Annotated in this window: 19 protein-coding genes; 10 read left to right on the top strand and 9 right to left on the bottom strand. The window is 37.5% G+C overall.

Translation table 11 applies throughout. The features are described from left to right. The first annotated feature begins 21 nt into the window (after positions 1-21). Positions 22-1,323, top strand: a complete 1,302-nt coding sequence (locus JMW94_RS07330) for a hypothetical protein (RefSeq protein ID WP_201603656.1) — start codon at positions 22-24, stop codon at positions 1,321-1,323. A 356-nt stretch (positions 1,324-1,679) separates the two neighbouring features. Here JMW94_RS07330 and JMW94_RS07325 read toward each other — a convergent pair whose 3' ends face one another. After that, the gene (locus JMW94_RS07325; RefSeq protein ID WP_201603654.1) at positions 1,680-3,143 is read right to left on the bottom strand and encodes a hypothetical protein; all 1,464 of its coding nucleotides are present in this window, start codon (positions 3,141-3,143) and stop codon (positions 1,680-1,682) included. Positions 3,144-3,833: 690 nt separating this feature from the next. Between JMW94_RS07325 and JMW94_RS07320 the strand changes: the two genes are divergently transcribed. From JMW94_RS07320 to JMW94_RS07295, 6 genes are all read left to right on the top strand, one after another. Then, the gene (locus JMW94_RS07320; RefSeq protein ID WP_227685447.1) at positions 3,834-4,601 is read left to right on the top strand and encodes an inovirus-type Gp2 protein; all 768 of its coding nucleotides are present in this window, start codon (positions 3,834-3,836) and stop codon (positions 4,599-4,601) included. A 318-nt stretch (positions 4,602-4,919) separates the two neighbouring features. Beyond that, the gene (locus JMW94_RS07315; protein ID WP_201603650.1) at positions 4,920-5,210 is read left to right on the top strand and encodes a hypothetical protein; all 291 of its coding nucleotides are present in this window, start codon (positions 4,920-4,922) and stop codon (positions 5,208-5,210) included. Positions 5,211-5,259: 49 nt separating this feature from the next. After that, positions 5,260-6,252: a DUF932 domain-containing protein gene (locus JMW94_RS07310; protein ID WP_201603648.1), complete on the top strand. Its 993-nt coding sequence runs from the start codon at positions 5,260-5,262 to the stop codon at positions 6,250-6,252. A 109-nt stretch (positions 6,253-6,361) separates the two neighbouring features. Continuing rightward, a complete protein-coding gene (locus JMW94_RS07305; protein ID WP_201603646.1) occupies positions 6,362-7,465 on the top strand; it encodes a YqaJ viral recombinase family protein in 1,104 nt (367 codons plus the stop codon). Positions 7,466-7,583: 118 nt separating this feature from the next. Then, the gene (locus JMW94_RS07300) at positions 7,584-8,495 is read left to right on the top strand and encodes a hydrolase or metal-binding protein (RefSeq protein ID WP_201603644.1); all 912 of its coding nucleotides are present in this window, start codon (positions 7,584-7,586) and stop codon (positions 8,493-8,495) included. Between the two features lie 186 nt (positions 8,496-8,681). Further along, complete coding sequence (locus tag JMW94_RS07295) at positions 8,682-9,161, top strand: hypothetical protein (protein ID WP_201603642.1); 480 nt, start codon at positions 8,682-8,684, stop codon at positions 9,159-9,161. 205 nt (positions 9,162-9,366) lie between these two features. Here JMW94_RS07295 and JMW94_RS07290 read toward each other — a convergent pair whose 3' ends face one another. After that, positions 9,367-9,555, bottom strand: coding sequence for a hypothetical protein (locus JMW94_RS07290; protein ID WP_201603640.1), 189 nt, complete (start codon positions 9,553-9,555; stop codon positions 9,367-9,369). A gap of 400 nt (positions 9,556-9,955) precedes the next feature. Between JMW94_RS07290 and JMW94_RS07285 the strand changes: the two genes are divergently transcribed. Then, the gene (locus JMW94_RS07285) at positions 9,956-10,207 is read left to right on the top strand and encodes a helix-turn-helix transcriptional regulator (RefSeq protein WP_201603638.1); all 252 of its coding nucleotides are present in this window, start codon (positions 9,956-9,958) and stop codon (positions 10,205-10,207) included. Positions 10,208-10,281: 74 nt separating this feature from the next. Here JMW94_RS07285 and JMW94_RS07280 read toward each other — a convergent pair whose 3' ends face one another. From JMW94_RS07280 to JMW94_RS07260, 5 genes are all read right to left on the bottom strand, one after another. After that, positions 10,282-10,881, bottom strand: coding sequence for a hypothetical protein (locus JMW94_RS07280; RefSeq protein WP_201603636.1), 600 nt, complete (start codon positions 10,879-10,881; stop codon positions 10,282-10,284). Between the two features lie 184 nt (positions 10,882-11,065). Further along, entirely contained in the window at positions 11,066-11,485 is a 420-nt protein-coding gene (locus JMW94_RS07275) for a hypothetical protein (RefSeq protein ID WP_201603634.1), read from the bottom strand. A gap of 168 nt (positions 11,486-11,653) precedes the next feature. After that, entirely contained in the window at positions 11,654-12,091 is a 438-nt protein-coding gene (locus JMW94_RS07270; protein WP_201603632.1) for a hypothetical protein, read from the bottom strand. A gap of 445 nt (positions 12,092-12,536) precedes the next feature. After that, the gene (locus tag JMW94_RS07265; protein ID WP_227685449.1) at positions 12,537-13,058 is read right to left on the bottom strand and encodes a Holliday junction resolvase-like protein; all 522 of its coding nucleotides are present in this window, start codon (positions 13,056-13,058) and stop codon (positions 12,537-12,539) included. Positions 13,059-13,108: 50 nt separating this feature from the next. Next, complete coding sequence (locus JMW94_RS07260; protein WP_201603629.1) at positions 13,109-14,005, bottom strand: competence protein CoiA family protein; 897 nt, start codon at positions 14,003-14,005, stop codon at positions 13,109-13,111. Positions 14,006-14,116: 111 nt separating this feature from the next. On the opposite strand from JMW94_RS07260, the gene JMW94_RS07255 reads away from it, so the two are divergent. Beyond that, positions 14,117-15,187: a hypothetical protein gene (locus JMW94_RS07255; RefSeq protein ID WP_201603627.1), complete on the top strand. Its 1,071-nt coding sequence runs from the start codon at positions 14,117-14,119 to the stop codon at positions 15,185-15,187. 216 nt (positions 15,188-15,403) lie between these two features. Here JMW94_RS07255 and JMW94_RS07250 read toward each other — a convergent pair whose 3' ends face one another. Both JMW94_RS07250 and JMW94_RS07245 read right to left on the bottom strand, forming a co-directional pair. Continuing rightward, the gene (locus JMW94_RS07250; protein ID WP_201603625.1) at positions 15,404-16,333 is read right to left on the bottom strand and encodes a TIR domain-containing protein; all 930 of its coding nucleotides are present in this window, start codon (positions 16,331-16,333) and stop codon (positions 15,404-15,406) included. Beyond that, positions 16,323-16,625, bottom strand: coding sequence for a hypothetical protein (locus tag JMW94_RS07245; RefSeq protein ID WP_201603623.1), 303 nt, complete (start codon positions 16,623-16,625; stop codon positions 16,323-16,325). The genes JMW94_RS07250 and JMW94_RS07245 overlap by 11 nt, the downstream gene beginning before the upstream one ends. Before the next feature lie 202 nt (positions 16,626-16,827). On the opposite strand from JMW94_RS07245, the gene JMW94_RS07240 reads away from it, so the two are divergent. Continuing rightward, positions 16,828-18,801: a site-specific DNA-methyltransferase gene (locus JMW94_RS07240; protein ID WP_201548666.1), complete on the top strand. Its 1,974-nt coding sequence runs from the start codon at positions 16,828-16,830 to the stop codon at positions 18,799-18,801. The last annotated feature ends 13 nt before the right edge of the window (positions 18,802-18,814 follow it).

Raw genomic sequence — 18,814 nt, 5'->3', positions numbered from 1 at the left:
ACAGTACGAGAACCGCTAAAAATGAACAACTACATCATCAGACCGCAAGAGATTTACTTATTAGAACGCTACAGCTCACCCGTTTACTTTAAAGAGATGCGTGATGCCTTTGCGAATATGCTAGAAGCTGCTGAATATGCATTGGAGCTATTCGTCAACGATTTACCCTTTGATTACCGTACGCGCCCCTTAAACCAACAACCTGATATCGTTTGGGGTGAGCGGGTATTACCGAATTTACGTGATACTTTAGATAGTCTCAATGTTGGCTATCAAGAGCTTTTAAAAGGGGATCTAGTGGCAATAAGATATGGCGGTAATGTACAAAGTGATTTTCGCGCTATCAGTACGGATTATGATTTCGACTGGATGCCAAAGCAGCAACAACTGGATTATGAGAAATGGCGGAGAGAGGCAAGCTTACGTGCTTCTAATATGAAAATAACCAGTTACTTTGGGTGGTATCTATATAGTTTAATAGAAAATCACAGCATTGAATCAAAAGGAGCACTTAATGCGCCTGAATCATGGCCTATCTACAGCCTAAACCAACAATATAGCGTTGAGGTAGATGAAGTCGTTCCTGTCGCAGGTATTTATGTACCAAATCGAGCAGATGCCAGTGCTCAAGTGCTATTAGATGGCATGTTAGCGAATGAAGCTAATGTCGGTTATGATCCTGATACGACACACTCTGTCGGTAGAGCTCCTGTTACTTGGATGCTTGTTGAACGTATCGCAGATAGCGGTGGTGGCAGTAGTGTAGTACTGGAATCTTCACGTTGTGAGGCAAATCAGCCTTGTCCGCAGACAGGATATTGGTGGTCACCTGCCAGTCAGGAGTTGCAACATTTTCAAGCAGAAGACATCATGCCAGACATGACTAAAGGAAGGTGGGAAACCGTTTGGTATTTTAACGCGACCAATCCGATGACTATTCAACCTACCACAAGTTATATAAAAAGGAAAAGAGCCAGGCGACCCAAAGTTTACCAACGACAAAATGGAGATGCGTATTTAAATAGCTCTGTTAAACATGCCTTTTTTACTATAGTCATCGTCGATATATCGATTCTGCTATTTGTTGAAAAAACCTGTGGAGCCACTATCTATGAGCAGTTATTAAAGACTATCTTTATGCAGGCACTGTGTTTATTTATGCTCACGGATTCCAAATTAATGCTTTGGTTGGCTAGTGTCACCAATAGGCCGTTAAGTACTATGAAAGTGGCTGCTTTTTTTATCATGTTAGGATCGTTCTATCTATTTTTTATTACGACACAAGGTTTGCCTTTTCAGAATGGGATAATAGGATGTGGCTAACTATTGATTATATACAATTGATATAGCTTATTACCCTAAACGTGAGAAGGACGTTTAACAGTAAAGCTAGCAGTTCATTACTAGTAAATTGTCTAAATAGTGGAAAAAATTTAGTTTAATAAGAGAAAATGCACAATAAGAAAAAGGCTTCCAATTGCTTGGAAGCCTTTTAATATAATGGTACCCGGAGCCGGAACGGTAATTCGTGGTTAAGCATTTGATATATATAGATAAATATTTAAAGATGTATTTTAGTACACTTGTCAGTATACTTAAGATTCGTTTTTCAGTTTTATGGTAATTTCGTAACAGAGAATTGATGGCTTCAATCACTACTGAGTTACTAATTGGTTTTTTTATGCTCTTCCAACCTTTTGCTTTATCAGCTTGGCGTTTATCGAAAAAGGATCGCCATCAGCTATTTTATCATCAATGTTGTGAAGATTCTCATCTGAAGCTAGATTACTTTCAGTAGCCTGTAGTTTCGTTAGTAGATCATTACCTTTCATTGTGGAGATATTTGTAGTTGCAATCATAACTTCATGACGATTAATTTCCTCACCAATTGAGTTTTCAGTAGCAGTATCGTCAACGTTATCCAAACTCACAGTTTTATCATCAGATTGGTTCTGTTGAGCATTTACGATTGGCTCGGCATTGTCAGTGCAAACAGAGTCTTCAATATCTGGTGGTAAGTCTAACGCCTTAACCTGAACGTTTACATTTATTATATCATTGCCCTCACAATCGACTAGTAGATGCTCAGGAGTATTGTTTTGTACTTGTAAAGTTTGCTCAGTTTCAAACTGACTAATATGAGGTTTCTTATAGTATCTAAGCCAATTGTTATTTTTTTTATTATAAACTGTAGAGATAGCTTTAAATGATTGTTCTTTTAATGTATGTTTATTGATATATGCTATTTTTGAAGTTTTTGTAGTGGGTTTATTGAGCTTAGTATTAGAATCGATATCCTTTAGAGTCTTTAATCTTGATTTTTGTTTTTGCCATGTATTTTTCATGGTTCTTATAAATTTAGTTCTTGTTTCAAAGGTATAGTGATTTAAGGGTACGGGGCTAGAGATAGTAGTAGAGTTAAGGAAAATAAAAGCCATGTAATCAAACGAAGCTAAGATATGATTGTATCGACTAGCGGTTTCATCAATATCAAAATAAATATAATCACTTGCACCAAGATAAGTATTTAAAGTGTTGTCTTTACTTCTCTTATTCAGCATATATTCATACGCCCAATCAATTTGTTTCCTATCTTTTCTATCTAACCATTCAAGTTCATTATCTCTAATTTTACTTAGAATAAACATATCTCTAAGTGTATTCAGCACAGCTATTTTTTTATGAACTGTATACTCTAATTGGTAATCTTTAGGGTTTATTATTTTTCTAGAGAGATAGTAAATATTTTTTGAATAGATGATATCGTGATTGGCTGTCATTATCTCTTCACGAGTAGTTATATATTTTATTCTATAATCAGACGATCTTAATGCCATTATAAACCATAATGTTGCTCTATCTTTTCCATGAAGCCAGCTAATATGACTCTGTGGAATTATAATAGCAGACATCTCAGCTAGCAAATTATCGACTCTAGTAGGTGAGAAATTTCTTATCTCTAAAACAGTAATTAGTTTTTTCTTGCAATTCCTATCATCCTTTACTAGAAAAACTTTTTCTACCGGATTTATTTGATTTAAGTAATATAAACACCAGTATGATTCATGAGCCGTTAGTTGATTTACTTTGCTTGTTATGTATTCTTTATTAGAGATAATTTTATTTAATTTAGGTTCTTCCATAATAAAAATTACATCCATGATTAGAGTATAGTCAATCTTATATAAATCAGATACGGTGTCAGGCTCGCTTAGTCTACTATTGGTAGTACTTTCGCTTGCCTTCCTTGTATCTAAACTATATTGAACCGACTATATATAAGGATCGAAATCTACCTAGTTCTGCGTAGTCAAAATCAATAAACAAGCTCTATTATATCGCAAAAAATGGTCATCATATACTGTATTTTTGGTCAGAATATTGTCAGAGGATATGATCGCTATACCTTGAGGTTATGGATACTGTACGGGGATTTCTATGCCAAATTACCTTCATTATGACTCTAACTCCATTCGAACCACTTCCTTATACTAAAGGGTAGCTTAGGATTGGATTTAGCTAAATACTCAGCTCTGCTTAGGATATAGTCTACTTTAATACCATGTTACAGATCGGGTATATATATTATTAACACACACACTAGATATGTTTTTCTAAACTGAGAGAGTAGCTCTCAGTAATTATAATTATAAAATTACTAAGTCTTATTAACTTATGAATACAAATTCATAAGGATGATAATCACGATGTATAACTCGGTCAATAACTCCAAAATAATATCAGATGTTGATATTCTCGTTAGAAATATAATATATCAATGCATTTCGCTTAAGAATGTTAAAAGTGAATTGAATAGGCTGTATTATCCATTTATGACAATTTTAGATGATGAATTAGCGTACTCACAACCAATCAATGCATTTATAAGTGCTACCAATGCTATTGTTGGTGATTCCTACCCATTCAACGTTTCATGGAATAATAGTTTGACTGAGAGTTTTATTCGGTTGCTGTTATCTTATAAAAGCCATATTAATTATGACTATAATAAGTGGTACTCACAAGGAATAAGTAATTCCAATAAGCTTGAAAACAGTATAAGAAAACTATTTATTAAAAGATCTAGACTGCTTTTTGTACGTGTTGACTTAAAGTATTTTCAGGAAGTTAGTGACCATATTACTATTTACGATTTCGATGCTCACATGCAGAAACTGCGGGATTTCATAGGTAATAAACAAACTTGTTTTGGAGACTTGCTTTTAAATGCTTGGTCCTTAGAACAAGGAGAGGAAAACGGTAGTTTTCACTGTCATCTATTACTCGTTTATGATGGCTCAGAGCGTTATAGCGATACGTATTTGGCTATGAAAGTGGGGGAGAAATGGCAAGATATTACAGAAGGGTTAGGATATTTCTTTAATTTACACACTCCTAATTATAAAAAGCGGTTTGAATATAAAAATACGCTTGGTATAGGCATGATTCATCGGAGTAATATTCAGGAAGTTGAGAATGCCGTCAACGCAGCATTATATTTAACCAGACCATTTAAATCAGATGATAGTTACCAACGTCTTAAAGTAAAGCTACCTGGTATGCGTACCTTTGGCAAAAGCATAAAAAAACAAACTACATAGTTTTTACAGTTCTAGCTTACTCTTGATTTTAGTGATACATCAAGTGATATAACCCATAATTTTAAAAAAATAAATATTGTGTTCGCCAGAAAAATATTTATTGAGAAAAGTAATGTTGTTATAGGTTTTTCTTAAATTTAGTTTAATAAAACTAATTTTAAATAGATTGGCTATATCAAAGTAATCTTAGATATATAGTATTCCTATGAGATCAGTCAGGAAGCATCGCTCTCCTGACTGTTTAACCCCAATCCATCCTAATTAAAGGTCTGCTTAATCGCAGGCCTTTTTTATGCGCAATCGAAAAAGGAGCAATTTATGAGACCGATCTGCCCACACTGTCATTCAGCGAACGTCAGAAGCACTGCCGATACTGACAGTCCCTTTAATCTCTTCGAGCAACTGTGTTCACAATCTGCCCTATCAGGTCTTGGTGTAAGCATCTGTAGGTACTACAAAATCAATTCAGCAATCGGTGTAGTGGTAGGTACTGCACTGGCTTCTGCGATTAGCTTGGCTAAAGACAAGCTACAACAGCCACCCTTACTCGTTTTAGCAGCAAAGCCCAGTTATACCTGCAATACCTGCTCAAAAACTTTCAGTATTTAACCTATCTATATAACCCATAATTCTAATCAAATCTAAAAGGACAATGATCATGGCACATTTAATCGAATCAATGGCATACGTTGGCGAAACCCCTTGGCATTGCTTAGGTAATGAGCTTGCTCCAAAGCAGCCTATCGAGATCTGGGCAAAGCAAGCGGGTATGGATTGGCGTATTGAATCCTCAGACGTTAGCTACATGGCAAATAACGATAAAGGACATAACCTGATCTTGCCCTTTGCAGAGCAAAAGGTGTTGTACCGCTCCGATAACTTCGAGCCGCTATCGGTGGTCAGCCAACGCTATCAAGAAGTACAGCCGCGTGAGATTTTAGAGTTCTATCGTGATCTTACTGAGCAATCTGACTTTGAGCTAGAAACGGCTGGCGTACTTAAAGGAGGGCGTAAGCTATGGGCATTGGCTCGTACAGGCCAGTCAGCAACGCTTAAGGGGAAAGATGTCAGTAATGGCTACTTGCTTCTGGCAACCGCTTGTGACGGCACTCTGGCGACCACAGCACAGTTTACCTCCATCCGTGTGGTCTGCAATAACACGCTAGCAATTAGCTTAGCGGACGGTTCAGGAGGTGTAGTAAAAGTACCGCACTCCACCTCCTTTGATGCCGATAAGGTTAAGCAGCAATTGGGCGTGTCGGTGAAACAATGGGATGAGCATAGCTATGAGATGAAGCAGTTATCAGAGCGCCGTGTGACCCAAGCAGAAGCAGCCAACTATCTTAGCCGTGTATTTAATGATCAGGACAATGACATCATTCTGTTTAACAGTGCTAAGAAAGAGAAAGACGCCGTGCCCAATGCCAAGGCGATGAATCAGGTCATGAACATGTTTAACGGTCAAGGTCGCGGAGCCGATCTTGATGCTGCCAAGGACACTGCTTACGGTCTGCTATGTAGTATTACTGAATACGTCGATCACGAACGCAGAGCAATGTCGAGAGACCATCGATTAGACGGTGCTTGGTTTGGCTCTGGCGCTAAGCTTAAACAAAAGGGTTTAGAGGAATCGCTACTGATGCTGGCTTAACCCGCCACATTTAAAATCTAACAATATAATCAACCACGCCTTCGAGCGTGGTTTTTTATGCCGCTTATTTCATTTAATACCAATAATCAATTTATCGAAGGAGTTCGTTATGAACATGATCGCACTAAACAGCACGACTCAGCCAAGACCAGCCAAACGTGCAACCATTAGGCTTAAACCAGCGTTAGTGAAAACCAAGCAAAATGATACTGCTGATAAACCTGCCCAATCTAATACTTCAACGACTGCTAGGCGTTTGGTTAATACTAAAGACTTAAGCCGTGAGGACTGGCTACAATTTCGCAGACAAGGTATTGGCAGTAGTGATGCTGCGGCTGCTTGTGGTATCCATCCGTATCTATCCATGCTTGAGCTATGGATGATTAAGACCGGACGCATGGAATCAAGCATTGATGAAAGCGTAGAGGGCTATTCACCTTTATACTGGGGCAATACGCTTGAGGCGATGGTCGCTAAATATTACCAAGAACATACCGGCAATAAGGTACGCCGCGTCAATGCCATCTTGCAGCATCCTGATCCTGACAATTACTTTATGCTGGCTAATTTAGACTATGCCATTACTGGTAGTGGTGAGGTACAGATTTTAGAGTGCAAAACCGCTGGTGAACATGGTGCCAAGCTCTGGAAGCATGGTGTGCCCTTGTATGTGACGTGCCAAGTTCAGCATCAGCTGGCGGTCACTGGTAAAACTGCTGCGCACATCTGTGTGCTACTTTGTGGACATGAGGCTAAGATTTATAAGGTTGAGCGTGATGAGCGCTTGATTGAGTCCATCATGAAGCATGAGCGTCTGTTCTGGCACTACGTAGAAACGGACACCCCACCAACCCCTGATCATAGCGAGTCAGCTGCCAAAGCCTTAAAGCTGCTTTATCCAACGCCTAAGCCCTCAAGCAAGGTTGATTTGCGAGATGATGATGGTGCCAATAAGTTATTTGAGCAACTGCTGAGTTATCGTGATTACATGCAAGAGCTAGAGCAGCGTCATGATCAGGTAAAGCACCAGCTGCAAACACTGATTGCAGATAATGAGGTCGCTGTGTTTGAAAAAGGCGCTATTTCTTGGAAACGCTCCAAAGATAGTATCAGTTTGGACAGTAAGGCCGTTATCAAAGCGCATCCTGAGCTGTTGGCTAAATTTAGTAAAACCAAGCAAGGTAGTCGCCGCTTCGTCATCTTAAACGACTAAGCCGCTATTTATTCAATCAACACATAGACAAACCAAAACAAGCGCATAAATGCCCACCCTAATCGGTGGGCTTTTTTATGGCTAAACACATTTTATTAAATACATAAGGACTATCACCATGATTAAAGGTCTAACCATAACCCCACCAGTATTAGGTCGTATCAGCATTGGACGTGTCGTTCAAAAGGACGGCAAACGTCTACCTGCTAAAGACGATCAATTTACCATTACCAGCCAAGTTCAAAATAAGGATGGCTGGATCAATCATCCACTAGATGAAAAGCTACGCGCAAATAATGACGGCAAGCTGAGACAAATACCCGTGCGTATGCTATTTAACGACCCTGAGCTTAATTTGCGAGCCGAATATACCTTATTTGATCGTCAAACTGGACGCCCGCTATGCGTGGGTGACGGTGAGCAATGTCAGCGTCGAACCAGTAATGGCGTTGAGCAACTGCCATGTCCATCACCTGATCGCTGTCCATTGGCGCAAGGTGGAGCCTGTAAGCCGTATGGCAGACTTTACGCAAATCTGAGTGAAGACGACGAGTTAGGCACGTTTATCTTTCGCACCACAGGCTTTAACAGTATTCGCACGCTTGCCGCACGGCTGAGCTACTTTGCTGCGGTGTCAGGGAATAAGCTGTCGTGTTTGCCCCTGCAATTAACGCTAAGAGGTAAAAGCACGACGCAAAGCTACCGAACGCCGATTTACTTTGTTGATTTAACGCTACGTGATGGGGTGACACTAAAGCAAGCAGTGCAAGATGCGCAGACAATTGATGCGGAGCTTAGCGAACACGGCTTTGATCAAGCAGCATTAGAACAGGCTGCGAAACAGGGTTACGTCAATTCATCCTTTGAAATTGATAATGATGGTTTGTTAGACGTGGCTGAAGAGTTTTATCCCATGGAGACAGATGACGTTAGCAATAGTCAGCAGGGGAATTATCAGAACGGGTTAGCCACTCATAACGTGACTAGCATAGAGCAAGGGCTACGGCAAAGCGTGACGGCGGTGAGCTAAAGCAATCAATTCAGATTTGCGGCATAAATTAGTTAGTCTGAAACAAGCGATTTTAGGTCGCTTGTTTTATTTCTTGTCGGTTTATTTTTAGTGGCTTAATACCTAGGTTACGTCTTACAATGTGCATGTTCTTCATAACGGCATATTAAAAACAGATTATTATTGTTTAAAGTAAGGGTAGCTAAAATGGATTTAGAAAAGATAATGGCATTAAGTATTTCAGTACAACTGTCTAAGAAAATATCTAAAAGAATTACCAATCAAACTCAACGTTATTTACAGAGATCTAGTGAATCTACAGTAACAACAAAACCTCTTGAAAATGTATGGGACGATATTTGCTATAAGTTCCAAACACAAGGATTTTGCGGCAAGGTTTACGAGTTCATGGTTGTAGAATATGTTGGTTCACTGGTCGATGCTTTAGAAGACTATGAATTTAATGCCCTCTATCTTCAAATTGAAAGCCTGCGTACGATTCTATCTGATTCAGCTAAGAGTACGCCATCAGATATAGATGAACAAAGTTCTATTAGCATGCGTTTCTTCAAAGATCGAGTTATTTTATATCTCATTGAAGAGTATGTTTATAAACGGGCTAAAGGTTACACAAACAAAAGGCTTAGAAAAGCTCTAAATAGTTTGAATGAAATTGAAAAGAGTTAGAGGAGGCCAGTAAGGTGCTACTGAAAATAAGTTGCTTCAGATAAAGGTTTTTAAAAACATACCAGCCGTAAAACGGCTGGCTTTAACTGCTTAACTCGTTTTTTAATATGATGATAGCTTTTCCAGAATATTTACTGAGGATAGTACATATATTTGATAAATTATAGATTGTAAAATCTAACGAGTATGGAACAAGACTCTATTATTAATCCCTGCTGGTGCCATCACTGTTACTAACTGCAGTGTCAGGCATATCCTCCACTGAATCATCCCCATCAAATCTACCCTGATTAGCTTTTGCTTGAGCTATATTGTTTTTAATTTGCTTTTCATAGTCAGTAAGCCCGTCGTCGTTGTCGTCATCATCGTCTAAGTCGTCACTAAAGTTACGCATACTATTTTGCCTCTAAAGATTGAATGAGAGGATAGTATTCAATGTTTACGATGTTGTTTCAAGAAGTTTATTATTAAAGCGTATGAGGATAGTATTGTTACTACCTAAATTATTATATAAGGACAATAGATGAATCTAACAGATAAGGAGTCTAATGCTCTTTCTAGAGTTACTAGGAAGGATATTGATTCTAATATAAAAGGGATGATCTAAAATGCAACAGCATTAAGCTAAAATCATCAAGCCAAGTATATGGCATAAAAAGGAGCTGAATAATCAGCTCCTTTTTTATTGCTTCAATTAAGGCAAACCGTTGGACGCAATGGGATGCTGTAAAAAAATATAGGACTCGGTAACTGTATGAGAGGAAACGCTCTCATTCACTTATAAGGAGCAAATCATGAAAGATTTAAACGCAGCACAGCCAGGAATCGAGCAATGTAATCACATACCACAGCTATTGAGTATTAAAGATGTTGGTAGCTATACTGGTCTTAGTCGTTCTACGATTTATGAGATGGTTAATGAAAATTCTGATCGTTATGACCCAACATTCCCTAAGAAGGTACAACTGACACAGGTAAGGGTAGTGTGGGTAGCGAGTGAGATCGCAGAATGGATTAATACAAAAATAGCTGATAGGTTTTGCTGATAGGCAGTGGTAAAAAATAAGCCACTAACAGTGGCTTATTTTTTTGTTTAGGGTTGTTGTCCATCTACCAGTCATTAAGTACAAGCGTTAGCATATTCCGTTTCTGTTAAGTCTGGGTTACGACAGTCTTCCGATGCATTATAACCATCTTTAAAACGTGAACGTTCTTTAATGAATTTACGTAAAGAACCCTCTTCACTACCATCGAGTGTAAAATCATTGAGTAAGTCTATCATTTCTTGCGAGGTTTCAAGATCATTGTCAACTAGATAATCGATGTGTGCCGCTTGAGCAGGTGTTAGGGGCCCTGTTATTTCTTTGTAGTCAACTCTTGTAGCATTATTACGGAAAGCCTCATCACCCGATCTATCAGTAGTAATCTCACTTACTTCTGATAGGGATTCAGTACCAGCATCGTGTTGTTCACGTAATTGTGTAGCACGTAGATCTTGGAGTACATCATCAGTGCAAACTCCGTCAGTGTTTTCTTCGCAAATAATGATGCCATCTGAATTATACTGAAGTTTGCTTACTGTTTCTGTTACTTCCTGAGAGGATACCGAGTCTACTGCTTCCTCGGATAGTATTTTGTCACTTGAATTATTACCTGCGTTAGACTCACAGCCAACTAAAAACGCAAGAGCAACAGTACAGCCTAAAAAAACACTTTTCATTATTATAATCCTTTTCCGATATGTCTTTCAGATATCAGAATCAAGTTCATTTTTGATATTTATATATAACTAGCCTCTGATAAAGTCGGAAGCTATTTATAATGGTAGGATTGATTCTCTCGCATTCATAGATGCTTTTATATATCAAGCAAATATATAATATTACTTAATGCGTTATTTAAACCTATTTTTTATAATCCAAATAAATGAGTACAGCTAAACCTTCGCCAAAAATTCTTTCGTCAGCTTTGCTAGCTGAGCCACCTTTATAAAATTCATTCCATCCTGCTTCACTTAAATTAATCGAATAATCACGTTTTAGACTATAGCCTTTATTTAAACCATAACCATCGCCGTCTTTAGCATGCTCTTTAACTTTACAGTCTGGGCAACCTGGTGTATGAAAACCATTTGGGATAGACTTCCATTGCTTAGATAAAGCATAAAAAGCATTACAATCTTGGTTACCGTTACAGCGCTTAATCTTAGGAGCAAGTTTTGGATTGTTATAATACTTATTCATCGTAGCAACATCGGCATGGCTTACTGAAAAAATAGCAGCACAGCTAATACCCATAGCGATTTTTAAAAGACTGTTTCTCATAATGGTTTCCTTTTTTGTTTTTAAAAATAATCTATTCATCCGTATAGCTAACAAGTAGGCTATAAGCTTGTTAGCCGTTATTGATTATAATTGTATTTAGGTTTTTAATTGTCGATTATTAAAAAATACTGCACATCAATCTACATTCTTAGAGACATAAATTCAGTCTCACCATAAACGGACATGTTCTTTACCAGTAGATGCGTTGTCAATAATCAGCCCACGAGATAGATCCAGACACCAGCCTTCTTGGCATTGCTCTGTTGTTCTGAGACTAAATCCTCCAAGTTCTTTAGTTTCTAAGTTTCCCAGCTCTAAGCTATCCATACTGACATAACGGCTCGTATCATTATCTGGCCACTTAATGGTCATAAGCGGTAAATTTTCATTAGATCCATAGATTTGTTTAAGTACAGGGTGAATATTAGATTTAACGTAGGAGTGTTTAACTAAACACTTTTTACTGGCTGTCTTACCTTTGTAAGCACAATTAAAATAAGCTTCCCCTTTATCTAATTTCATAAAATCTTTAATAGTTGGTCCAGCTTGTGCTTGAGTTACTATTGAACATACAGCTAAACATGCAACATACGAGATTAACTTCATTGTTTGTCCTACAAATTGATTTTTATCAAAAGAGCATTATATATTAAAGAACAAAATTTTACTCTATAAGAAAACGTCAGAGGGAGATAAATATACAACGATAAAAGATGTCTTAAATATCTAAGATTATAGGATAACGTTGGGCTACAAAATAGTATAATAGCAAGCAGATAAAGCTATACTTTGAACCTAGAAATATGCAAGTCATCAGATTGATTTTCAGCAGTATAATACTTAGGTCTAATAGAACCATAAAAATAGTCTTTTCAATAAAAAGACTATTTACAGACTATTTTCAAATAAAAAAACCATATAAATCAATACTTTAATCTTGTCTCTAGAGATTGAGTAAAAAGACTTTTCTAGTAATTAGTCTTATCTATTACCAACTGCATTAAAAATTCTAGCAAATTATATAAGAGTCAAAACGTATAGTTTTACTGATTTATACGCTTACCTGAACACGCATATCTTCCGTATCTTCACAGTATTTTATCCTAAGCTCTTTAAAGCTCACCTGACCATTTTGGATAGCTTGCTTGATGATTTTCTGTCGTTGGTTTAGCCTCGCATTTCCTGTTTTAACTTCTGCAATAATGAGATGCACGTCCTCGATAGGCACGTTGCCATCAGCGCATTCGTGCAAGTTTTGGAAAATGACGTAGTCAATCGGTTCACCCATAAATCGGCAGTCCGAAGGGTTGTAAGGAAAATCAGTGATAAAGGGTGTGAACTGCTCACCAATTTGACCTTTTAGTACATTGCGCTGCATATTGTTGGAACGCTTTTGAGCCTCTTTAATGTCTTTTGCTAATTGCTGTTGAAAGCCTGCTTCTCTTTCGACCATATCGTTCCTAATTTGCGCAACATCTCGTTCACTCTGTAGCAAAGCCTTATTTTGTAATTGTATCCGTTGTATAGCCCATACAAGCATGGCTAATATCAACAGTATTATAATTAGTAGCATAGTAGTGAGTGTCATAGTTTTATTCGCCGTATTATCAAATAGAATCATGTTTAAGCAGTAGGGGTCATATCCATTTCTTGCAGTCGTTTCAAGACGGTATCTGAAAACGGCTTGAAGTAATTCCATGACTTATATTTTTGGTTATACTGACCGCCGCCTTCGTTACGCCACTGCTTTAGTATCTCGATAACTTCGTGGTTAAAATTCACGCACTTAATAGATACCATACCTGAATTAAAGACTCTGACATCTACCCAAGCATGGTTGATGGTAAATCGATAGATCGTATAGCCTTTATCAAAGCTTCCGTTGCTATTCTCATCAGTGCTGCTCTGGCAATTATAGATAGGCTCAGGTAATGGTGTAGGGGCTACTGGTATTGTGAGCGACTTCGGTGCTGGAAATATCCACTGCTTATTACTGACACAGTCTAAAATATGATCTTTGGCTTCCTCACTTGGCAATTCAATACCTTGCGTGATGATTTCTCTCAAATTAATCTCAATAGTCTTAACACCCAATTGCTTAATAAAATCCGCTTTATCAGTATCGATGAAAGAAGTCACAGCAACCTCAATAAACATCATTTCCCCGTCAACCGTTGCGACTATATCAGGTCGAATACAACCAACAGCTTGTTCCTCGATTAACTGATCAAACTCCCAAGTTTTATCCTCGTTATTTTCGTCATCAGGTAGAGATGGCAGTGTTAAATACCTCTCTTGCATAATGACTTGCTTGGCAAACTTGTGTAGGATGCTTTCAGGGTGAATAGTGCAGCTTTCCTTATTGTTGAGATGCGCAAAATGATGCTCATTCTTCTCACCTTTACGAGCCACTACAGGCTCACCACATTCAAAGCAAAAACACATACAAGCCAGCCCTCGCTCGACTTGCTTAACATTGACGATTTGCTTTTGCTCATTAACAGCGATTGACATTGACATAGTTACCATCCTCTTGTTAGTTGGTTAGGAGTGAGGTAATTATGAGAAGAATTTTGCCTCTGAAACAGACTGCTATAGGGGATGTAATAGGGGTTTAATCGGTATTTATATATGAAAAACATACACTTAATTGTCTTTGAAGAGCTCAAAAAACAATTGCTTAACTTTCCAAGAAATACTTTTTATGATCATTGTCTAAGAATAATAGTTGACGCACAGCTCAATAAACTGAAATATTCAGATGAAGAGTTTGAGCCTGAGAAGCTATCAAGGCAAGTTATTTACGCCAAAGCTAGAGGCGTAAATGAAAATACTGTAAGCAGTGAAATCGCTAAAAATAAGATAAAAACGGATAGATTAAATATAGAGTTAGTAAAGTTTATTGAATCACAACCAGACTGTGAACAGGCATTTAATGATATAGGCTATTTGCCAGAAGTTATCTCATCTTTATCAGAGGGTGGTGCCAAGAACAGAACCCTCGTATGGATGAGCATTAAAGCTATTGAAAATGAGGGAGTAGATGAAGAGCAGATAGCAAGATCTGCCGTCATTGACTCTGATAACATTGAGGATGATGAATATTTAAGTAGTGTTACTTATAAGCGAAAAGCGGCTTCTGAGATTAAGCCATCTTTATTCACTCGTCTTTTCTTCAAAAAAGGTGAGCTAAAGATCTTAAGCTTTCGAGGCGTTTTGCTAATGATTTTGCTGATGCTAAGTTTTTTATTAGATATCTTTATTGCTATATTTTCGTTACTCGTCATTTTATTACTAAGCGATTTGCCAAATTTTAAGCTTTGGCAAGCCATAGTTTTTGTGGCATTCATTCTTGTGGCTTATCTTAACTGGCGATATTTCTTTGTGCCGTTATATAGACTGCCTTATTACCGTGTTGTTAAAGCACCTATGTTCTTTGCAAATATTAATGTCGTTAATGCAGATATTGAGATGTATTGGGATAAAGATAAGCTGAATGTAGCGAGAGTCACAGAGTTTACTGCAACTTGTCCAATTTGCTCAGGATTGATAGAGCTAGCTAGTGGCAAGCCTGATCAAAAGCAGCCGCTAGTAGGCCGCTGTAGGGAAGCTCCTCATGCACATGTATATAGTTTTGATAGAATGAGCATGAAGGGGTACTTTTTGGGTGTGTCAAACTACTTGCAGGATAAAAGCACATGAGGCTGTTATTGAAATCATTACACTACGACATAAAGTGACGTTTTGTTTTCGTATGCTATATGATGATCTGTACTTTTCATTATGAGATTCTACATGACTTAGCTTGAACAACAACTGCAAAGACTTAAATAGCTTTCGGTACTCAGCTATAGCAAACTGTATAAGCTACCCGTTCCAGAAAATGGATCTAGATAGCTTATTTTCGAGATCAAATACTTACCCTAAGGACTTTAAAAGCTTATTACTATCTAAATTATAGCCTGCTTCACTGAGCTCTTTTGATAGTACCTGTTTCCAAGCACCGGCATTATCTAACTGGTTCCAAATAACACCGCTAAAATCTGTCGGAATTTCTAAATCACCTGATTTAAATGCACATACCCTGTTCCGACCGAGTTTGCCCATAAAGTAACCTAACTCTAGAATTACATTTTGACGTGCTCGAGGTTGGTAATTATCTCCATCTTTCGATTTACCCATATCATCTGGAGTCAGTAATATAATTGCAAACCCTACATCCGCAAAATGCTCAATTTTTTCAATAATCGTTTTATTACCACTTGCTTGTTCATGAAGAACAATAGCTTCAAAATCATTTTTTTCTAGAAAACGCGCCATCATTTCTTTTGCGTGATCGTCATGCCCATGGACAACAAATACTTTTCTACTAGATTGAGTTACAGTGTTAGCATCATGTATCTTAAGCTCAGGCTCTATTTTGCTATTCGAAGCAACATATTCTTTATAATCTCGGACAAAGGGAATAATTAGTCCTCTAACTAAGTTGTGAATACAAGAGATTGTTTTATTATCGCGGCTACTAAAAAACTCGTATGCATAATTGAAAGCGTAACTGGTATCATTACCTATTTTTTGAATTAATGCATACTTTAAACCTAAGTCCTGTTCATCATCGCCAGTCCATTGTAATTTGCTAGTGCCCGACATTCCTTTCTGTGTGGCATAGCTCGCTTCTAGAAATTTTTCTAAATCAATATTTTGAGTAAGTGCTTCATTGAAAGGCTGTAAGTCTTCATGGCGTAATAACTGAGCTAGCTTTTCAAGCAAGCCTTCATAAGTTTGGCTCTGTGATGCTTGGAGATCTAACACGGTATTATCGATTTTTTTGAATAGATCAACGGCCATTTTCATTCTCCTCACTATCAGCCTGTATTCTTGCTTCACTTGCTTTATCTACAATCATTTGCCTATATTCTGCCTTGATACCGTCAGCCATTTCGATAGCCAAAGGATTTGAAGCGTAATTTTCGAACTTTTTATCAATCATATTTTCCATTTCAACGATAGCTAACTCAATGCTTTCAGCACTTTCAGCATCGAACTGTATGGTTCCTAATTCACCTTCAAGCTCATCGGTCACTTTGCCCAACTCACTTAATGTCTTGTTCAGTTGATCCAGCCCTTTTATCTCAAACATCTTATCTACTCCTATTTCATGACTATCGAATTTTATAAAGTTATAATAGCAGGTTAGCTGATTAACAATTCACATTAGCCGAGCATATGCGACAATATGTGTCGTTTGAAATATTTGGCTCATTGTTTGGATAGAATGACTTTGTCATAATGCCAAAGCAGTTTTATAAGTGCTCCTTTTACCTTACACCTTAGGAAGTATCATGACCAACCTGTCTACCGAAACCCTCTTTGATGAAACTGAAACGGCAAATAGCAAACAAATTGCTATTTTGAAAAAGCACTTTCCTCAATGTTTTGACAAGGATGGTCACTTTCAGCCTGAAAAGATGATGGAGGTCGTAAAAGCCAACGAAGTAGATATGGTCAAGGAATCATATAGCTTAAATTGGCTTGGTAAAGCCTATGCTAGGCTGTTAACCAACTTACCGCCACAAAAGCTACTAAAGCCTGATACAGCCCATAACGAGAGCTCAGAGAACAGTGATAGCGGTAATGTACTGATTAAAGGCGATAATCTTGAAGTATTGAAGCATTTGGTCAATGGCTACCGTGAAAAAATTAAAATGATATACATTGATCCTCCTTACAATACGGGATCAGATGGGTTTGTGTACCAAGATAGCTTTAAATTTTCAGTGGATGATTTAAGTCGCTTAGCTGGTATTGATAAGGCTGAGGCGGAGCGTATTTTAAGCTTTAATGCTAAGGGTTCGAATAGTCACAGTGCTTGGTTAACCTTTATGTATCCTAGGTTGTATATTGCTAGAGAACTTCTTCAAGAAGATGGTGTGATTGCTATATCAATAGATGAAAACGAGTTTTTCACTCTTAGAACAGTGATGAATGAAATTTTTGGTGAGAGCAATTATTGCGGAGAGATCGTCTGGAAGAACACATCAAAGAATGATCAAAAATATATATCTTTCCAGCACGAGTACATTCTTATTTTTACAAAAAGTAAAGGCACAAATGAAGGAGACTGGACTGAAAAAAAAGGTGGTTTAGATGAAATTTATAAAGCCTTTGATAAATTCCATAAACAATATGGCGATAATTGGAACCAGATTCATAAAGAAGCGTTAGCTTGGTATAAAGGATTTCCACAGTCCAGCCCAGTTTTTTCGAGTAAACACTATAACTGGATGGACAATAGAGGAGTTTACTTTGCCTCTGATATATCTGGTCCTAATGATGGTCAATACGTATATGATGTAATGCACCCTACTACTCAACAACCTTGCAAGCAGCCATCAAGAGGTTGGTTTTGTCCTGAATCAAAAATGCTAGAGCTTATAGAGCAAGACAGAATCCATTTTGGGGAAGATCACACGAAAGTACCGAACAATAAGACTTACCTGAAAGAAACAGAAAATCAAAGTTTAACTAGCTTGAGATTTACAGATAGTCGTGCTTCTTCGAAGAGGCTAAGTAGATTGATGGGCGGGAAAGTATTTACTAACCCTAAAGATGAGCTACTTCTAGCTGAATTAATGAAAGCTTTTGGAGTTACGAATGAAGATATAGTTTTAGATTTCTTTGCTGGTTCAGGGACAACTGCTCACTCAATTTGGCACTTGAATGCGAAAGAGTCATCTAACTTAAAGTTTATTCTTGTTCAAATAGATGAAAAATCAAAGCAAAAATCAGAAGCATACAAAGCTGGATATCTAAGTATCTTTGATATAACTAAAGAACGGTTAAGTAGAACTGCTAAGATCTTTAAAGAAGAAATATCTAACAATTTTTTGGATTTAGGCTTCAAAATATTTGAAACCACTAATGATTTCCGTCCCAAGATAGATGATGACTTTGAAGTTAGTAATGAGAGCCTATTTGACGACATGGTGCTCAGTGATGAACAGTACCAAGCACTGCTGACGACATGGATGTTATATGACAATAACCATCTAACACAGCAAATTGAAGATATAGACTTGCAGGGCTATAACGCTGAGCTGGTGAATAAGAACCTATATCTAATCGCCTCTGACTTTGGCACTCAAAACTTGAAGTGCTTGTTAGACAAGTTAGATGAAGATAAAGATTTTGCGCCAGATAGAGTTATAGTTAATGGCTACAACTTCGATACCGCCATACAGATGGAGTTAAACGAAGCCATCAAAAGCTATCAAAACAAAAAGAAGATCACGATCAATATTATTGTTAGATACTAAATTTTTGATAGCT

The organism is Psychrobacter immobilis (assembly GCF_904846185.1).
Lineage (GTDB): Bacteria > Pseudomonadota > Gammaproteobacteria > Pseudomonadales > Moraxellaceae > Psychrobacter > Psychrobacter immobilis_B.
The sequence above is the reverse complement of the archived record's forward strand: the minus strand, read 5'-3'. Positions and strand labels throughout refer to the sequence as shown.

Excerpts from the sequence above, each read along its gene's own strand:
- JMW94_RS07325 (WP_201603654.1), bottom strand. The coding sequence starts at position 3,143 with ATGGAAGAACCTAAATTAAATAAAATTATCTCTAATAAAGAATACATA.
- JMW94_RS07265 (WP_227685449.1), bottom strand. The coding sequence starts at position 13,058 with ATGCTACTAATTATAATACTGTTGATATTAGCCATGCTTGTATGGGCT.
- JMW94_RS07330 (WP_201603656.1), top strand. The coding sequence starts at position 22 with ATGAACAACTACATCATCAGACCGCAAGAGATTTACTTATTAGAACGC.
- JMW94_RS07315 (WP_201603650.1), top strand. The coding sequence starts at position 4,920 with ATGAGACCGATCTGCCCACACTGTCATTCAGCGAACGTCAGAAGCACT.
- JMW94_RS07290 (WP_201603640.1), bottom strand. The coding sequence starts at position 9,555 with ATGCGTAACTTTAGTGACGACTTAGACGATGATGACGACAACGACGAC.
- JMW94_RS07270 (WP_201603632.1), bottom strand. The coding sequence starts at position 12,091 with ATGAAGTTAATCTCGTATGTTGCATGTTTAGCTGTATGTTCAATAGTA.
- JMW94_RS07295 (WP_201603642.1), top strand. The coding sequence starts at position 8,682 with ATGGATTTAGAAAAGATAATGGCATTAAGTATTTCAGTACAACTGTCT.
- JMW94_RS07320 (WP_227685447.1), top strand. The coding sequence starts at position 3,834 with ATGACAATTTTAGATGATGAATTAGCGTACTCACAACCAATCAATGCA.
- JMW94_RS07240 (WP_201548666.1), top strand. The coding sequence starts at position 16,828 with ATGACCAACCTGTCTACCGAAACCCTCTTTGATGAAACTGAAACGGCA.
- JMW94_RS07300 (WP_201603644.1), top strand. The coding sequence starts at position 7,584 with ATGATTAAAGGTCTAACCATAACCCCACCAGTATTAGGTCGTATCAGC.
- JMW94_RS07250 (WP_201603625.1), bottom strand. The coding sequence starts at position 16,333 with ATGGCCGTTGATCTATTCAAAAAAATCGATAATACCGTGTTAGATCTC.
- JMW94_RS07260 (WP_201603629.1), bottom strand. The coding sequence starts at position 14,005 with ATGTCAATGTCAATCGCTGTTAATGAGCAAAAGCAAATCGTCAATGTT.
- JMW94_RS07245 (WP_201603623.1), bottom strand. The coding sequence starts at position 16,625 with ATGTTTGAGATAAAAGGGCTGGATCAACTGAACAAGACATTAAGTGAG.
- JMW94_RS07305 (WP_201603646.1), top strand. The coding sequence starts at position 6,362 with ATGAACATGATCGCACTAAACAGCACGACTCAGCCAAGACCAGCCAAA.
- JMW94_RS07280 (WP_201603636.1), bottom strand. The coding sequence starts at position 10,881 with ATGAAAAGTGTTTTTTTAGGCTGTACTGTTGCTCTTGCGTTTTTAGTT.
- JMW94_RS07310 (WP_201603648.1), top strand. The coding sequence starts at position 5,260 with ATGGCACATTTAATCGAATCAATGGCATACGTTGGCGAAACCCCTTGG.
- JMW94_RS07285 (WP_201603638.1), top strand. The coding sequence starts at position 9,956 with ATGAAAGATTTAAACGCAGCACAGCCAGGAATCGAGCAATGTAATCAC.
- JMW94_RS07255 (WP_201603627.1), top strand. The coding sequence starts at position 14,117 with ATGAAAAACATACACTTAATTGTCTTTGAAGAGCTCAAAAAACAATTG.
- JMW94_RS07275 (WP_201603634.1), bottom strand. The coding sequence starts at position 11,485 with ATGAGAAACAGTCTTTTAAAAATCGCTATGGGTATTAGCTGTGCTGCT.